This is a genomic window from Frankia canadensis, assembly GCF_900197875.1.
GTDB classification, from domain to species: Bacteria; Actinomycetota; Actinomycetes; order Frankiales; family Frankiaceae; genus Frankia; species Frankia canadensis.
The window spans coordinates 1-4,426 of the sequence record NZ_FZMO01000294.1 but is presented as its reverse complement, the minus strand read 5'-3'; the positions used below and the strand labels follow the sequence as shown (position 1 = coordinate 4,426).

The window sequence follows — 4,426 nt, the reverse complement described above, 5'->3', positions numbered from 1 at the left end:
TGTACAGCGCGGCGAGCGCGCTGTGCGTGCGCGCCATCGCGGCGCCCGGCAGGGCCGACGCCGGCCTGCCCCTGCCGCGCGCCTGGGAGGACGCGCTGCACGCGGCCTTCGCCGCCGGCGGCGCCGCTCTGCGCGGCTGAGGGATCATCAACCCCGGACAGCCCGTGCTCAGTCGTCAGCCCCTGTTCTTGGCGGTCGCCTCGCGGACCGCGGGAGCGATCTCCTGGGCCCAACGGGCGATGGACGTGGCGTCCGGCGCGCCGCCGGTGGGGGCGAACAGGATGAAGCCGGTCGCGCCGTGCTCCAGCACGGCGCCGGTCAGCTCCTCGATCCACTGGTCGGGCGATCCGCCTGCCCAGCGGCCCGCATCGTCCCGGGTGGCGCGCAGCGGCTGGTCGGTGATGCGTCCGGGCAGGTTGTAGACGGTTCTGATCGCGGCCGGGTCGCGGCCGGCGGCGATCGCGGCGGCATCGATGACCGGTCGCGACTGCCGGAATCGATCGCTGAGCCAGTCCGACGCGTGGCCGGGAATCCAGCCGTCGGCGACCCGACCGGTCGCCGCCAGCGACCGGGGGCCGACCGAGCCCGTCCACACCGGGGGCGCGGGGACCGGCGCCGGCTCGATCTGGCGCACCCGGTAGTGCCGGCCCTCGTGGGTCACCGGCGGACCGCCGCCGGACAGCGCGCGCACCACGACGATGGCCTCCTCGAAGGCCTCCACCGCCTCCGCGGGAGTCAGCCGCGCCACCCCCAGGTCCGAGATGCGATCCCACAGCCCGCCGGCGCCGGCGCCAAGCACGACGCGGCCGCCGGACAGGGCCGACAGCGACGTCACGGATCGGGCCAGCAGGGCGGCGGGCCGGGACGGAATGTTGGTGACGTTCGCGAGCCCCGCGATCTGCCGGGTGCCACCGAGCACGAACCCGATGGCTGCATAGGCGTCCACTCGGTCGCCGACATAGGGGTGATCCGAGAACGAAAAGATGTCCAGCCCGTCGCGGTCCGCCTGCTGGGTGGTGCGCAGGAGTTCGGCCGTGCTGCCGATATCGGTGAGCGCGCCGAAACCAAAGACAACATCCTGTACAGCCATGTGTTGGTTTCTCTCCCACGGGTCGTCTGATGATGCCGACGCTGGCGATGGGGCAGAAGTATCCATCGGGATACCGGCGGGGAGCGGGATCGACGCCGCCAGCTCAGAGTTCGTTCCACGAACTATAATGGTTCGTGGTACGAACCGCAAGGTCGTGCCCGGCGCCGCCGGCCCGGCCCGGCCCGGCCCGGCCCGGCCCGGCCCGGCCCGGCCCGGCCCGGCTCAGCGGGCGCGGCCCCGGGTGGCCTCGTCGTCCAGCTCCAGGAATACCGCCGGTACCTGGTTGTCCAGGACGATCCGGCCGAGCAGGTCGGCGAGAAGCCGCCGGTCGGCGTCGCCGAGGCCGGCGGACAGGCGCTCGATGCGCCGGCACGTCTCCGCGTAGAACGTCGCCGCGAGCCGCTCGCCCCGCACGGTGAGATACACCCGCACCGCGCGCGAGTCCTCCGCGGAGGGGCCGCGCCAGACCAGGTTGATGCGCTCGCAGCGGTCAACCAGGCCCGTCACGCTCGACTTGGCCAGCCCCAGTACGCCGCCCAGTTCGCTCATGCCATAGGGCCGAGCCATCAGCACGCACAGTAGTTGACCCTGCTGCGCGGTGAGCCCGTGCTCCCGGGCGGACTCGGCGTAGACCGCGTTGACGAGAAAGGCCGACCGCACCAGCCCGGCGACGACCCCCAATGCGCCGTCGCCCTGCTCGCCCACCTGGTCAGCGTATCGCCGAGCCGCGCCCGGCTCCCGCGACGGAGACCCACCTCGGATGAGGCCGGTCAACGGGTGCGGTTGATGCGACGCCTGTCTATAGTTCATGTTGACAACAGTTCATGGGGAAACCTGGGATTATGTAGATCGCAGGGTTGAGCTCAGCGGTCCTCCCCGTGGCGGGGTAAGCCGTTCAGCACTGCGTTCAGGGGGGTGACCGGCGGCCATCGGCGTCGCCTCCGTCAACACGCTCCGCACCGCCCCCAGCGTCGTGGTGTCCGGGCATCCGGCATAGACGAGTGCGGTGGTGCCAGCCGTGTCCAGAAAAGCCGTCGCGGAGAGAATTCCGGCCGGCGACGTGGGCGCGCTCAGTCGTCGGATGACGGTATCGAGCGCAGTGGTGCCCTCGCCTGGAGGACAGATGCCAGTGGCCGACGAGGACGGCGGCGACGCCGGCGGGGCGGATGCCGGGCACGGTGAGGAACGGTGCCAGCGTCATGGGTCTCCCTGCTGGGGCTGGTCGGGTCGATCGATGCCGTCCGCGCGCGCATGCCCCTGAACGTGCCGACCAGAGACCGGGCCCTCGGAAGCGACACTCGGTCCGTGGCCCGCCGATTCTGTGTCGGCGAGGTCGGCGAAAGTGCTCGCGCCCTGCTCCAGGCCGACGGGAGCGGGTGGTCGGCGATCCCCTTCCCTGCTATAAGGCGCGCCAAGTCCATTTCTTTGGCAGGCGAAGCCGCGGCTGGCGTGCGAAAACGGGATCTCGCTGAGAATCGTCATGGTGCGGATCCTTCTCCAAGGTTCGCCGGGACTTCCGAGGCTGTCAAGAACGGCCACCATGAAGAAGTACGGGTACTTGTCAGATCGCGGAAAGCGGAATGCGATGTGCGTACGGTGGCGTCCGCCGCCGCCGCGGGGACGCCGCCGAACCACCCCGGCGGACCCTGAAGATCACGTGGCCGATGCCGGTGGCCCCCCGGAGGGTGGCAGGAGGGGTGCCTGCGACACTGGCGAGCGATGCACGGTGGCGGAGGTTCTCCCGGAGATGAGGGCAGCGCCGTGCGTCGCGAGCGCACCGGCCAGCCGGTGGCGATCGCCGACCGTCCCGAGGTCACCATCACGCCGGCGCCCGACTCCGGCTCGGCGCGGCCAGCCAGGCGGATGCGACGGCTCGTGCGGCGGCATGCGGTCTTCGGTGTGCTGGCGCTGCTGGGAGCGGTGGGGCGGATCCTGGTGCTGGTCGCGTATCCGCCGGCGCTGATGTATCTCGGGGATTCCGGGGCCTACCTCGATCAGGCATGGCGTGGCCTGTGGCCGGGAGACTGGCGGCCGTCCGGTTACCCGATCTTCCTGCGGTTGCTGGACGGGCCGGAGCACATCACCCGGGTCGTGATCGTTCAGCATGTGCTCACCCTGGTCGTCGCCGGCGGGCTTTACGCGGTGGCGGTGCGGGCTGTGCGCCGACCGTGGCTCGCCGCGCTCGCCGCCACGCCTGCGCTGCTCGCCCCCTGGATACTGGACCTGGGTCAGTTCGTGCTGGCCGACTCGCTGTTCGGGGTGCTCACAACGGCCGGGGTAGCCCTCCTGGCCTGGCCGAACCGCGCGGGGCCGCGGGCGGCGGCGCTGGCCGGCCTGCTGCTGGGGGCGGCGTTGTGCGTCCGGACCGTCGGGTATGGGCCACTCGCGGTCGCGCTGGTCACCCTGATCGTCGACGCCGCTCGCCGCTCGCCGCGCCCGTGGCGGGCAGATATCTCGGGGCGAAACCTCTCGGGGGCTGACCTTCCGGCGCCGACTGTCACGGGGGCGGACATGCCGCGGGTAGATGTTCCGCGGACAGGTGTATCGCGGACAGGTATGCGGCAGAGGGCGTGGCGGCGGGTGCGCGTGCGGCGGGTGCGCGTTCGGCGCGTGGCGCCGGTGATGGCGTTCGTGGTGGGCGCGGCGATGCCTGTCGGGGCGTACGCGGGATGGAGCGCCGCCGCGGGCGAAGGCTTCGCCGTGTCGGCGCATTCGGGATTCTTTCTGTACGGACGGGTCGCGCCGTTCGCGGACTGCGCGGATGTCACCGCGGCCGGTCTTCGGTCGCTGTGTGACCCGCGGCCGGTCGGTCAGCGGGGCGCGCCGGTGCGCTACCTCTGGCCCGCGGACTCGCCGTTGCGGCAGGGGCATCGGCATATCCCGCCTGGTCGTGAGGAGCTCGCCGGACGGTTCGCGCACGAGGTGGTGCGGCAGCAGCCGTGGATGCTCGTCACCTCGTCTGCCCGGTATCTCGCCGGCTATTTCTCGCCCGTGCCCTATGAGACGGCGAAAACGTCCCGGGCGGACACCTGGGAGCTGCCCACCGACCGGTCGAACGCGCTGCCACCGAGCGATCCTCATGCCGACGACGGCTATTTCGTGGCCACCGCCGTGCGCGGGCCGTCCGGGCTGCTCGCCGAGTGGTCCCGGGTGTCCTATCCGCTGATGCCCATGGTCGGCCTCGGGCTGCTCGCCGGGCTCACCGCCGCCGTGATCGCGGCCGTCCGCGCGCTGCGAGCTCGACGATCACCACGTCAGGCGGACGGAACCGGAGTCTCGAACGTCGCGGTGGACGCGACCCCGGAGGCGGAGGCGGAGGTGGGGCCGGGGGCGGAC

The 4,426-nt window shown here is 72.0% G+C and carries 3 protein-coding genes; 1 reads left to right on the top strand and 2 read right to left on the bottom strand.

The window, feature by feature from the left end; genetic code table 11:
- Positions 1 to 175: 175 nt before the first annotated feature.
- Both C1A33_RS21060 and C1A33_RS21055 read right to left on the bottom strand, forming a co-directional pair.
- The gene (locus C1A33_RS21060) at positions 176 to 1,090 is read right to left on the bottom strand and encodes an LLM class flavin-dependent oxidoreductase (RefSeq protein WP_101833141.1); all 915 of its coding nucleotides are present in this window, start codon (positions 1,088 to 1,090) and stop codon (positions 176 to 178) included.
- 222 nt (positions 1,091 to 1,312) lie between these two features.
- A complete protein-coding gene (locus C1A33_RS21055; RefSeq protein WP_207770412.1) occupies positions 1,313 to 1,795 on the bottom strand; it encodes a MarR family winged helix-turn-helix transcriptional regulator in 483 nt (160 codons plus the stop codon).
- 1,158 nt (positions 1,796 to 2,953) lie between these two features.
- Between C1A33_RS21055 and C1A33_RS35880 the strand changes: the two genes are divergently transcribed.
- The coding region (locus C1A33_RS35880; protein ID WP_243407781.1) for a hypothetical protein at positions 2,954 to 4,426 on the top strand (1,473 nt) is incomplete at its 3' end.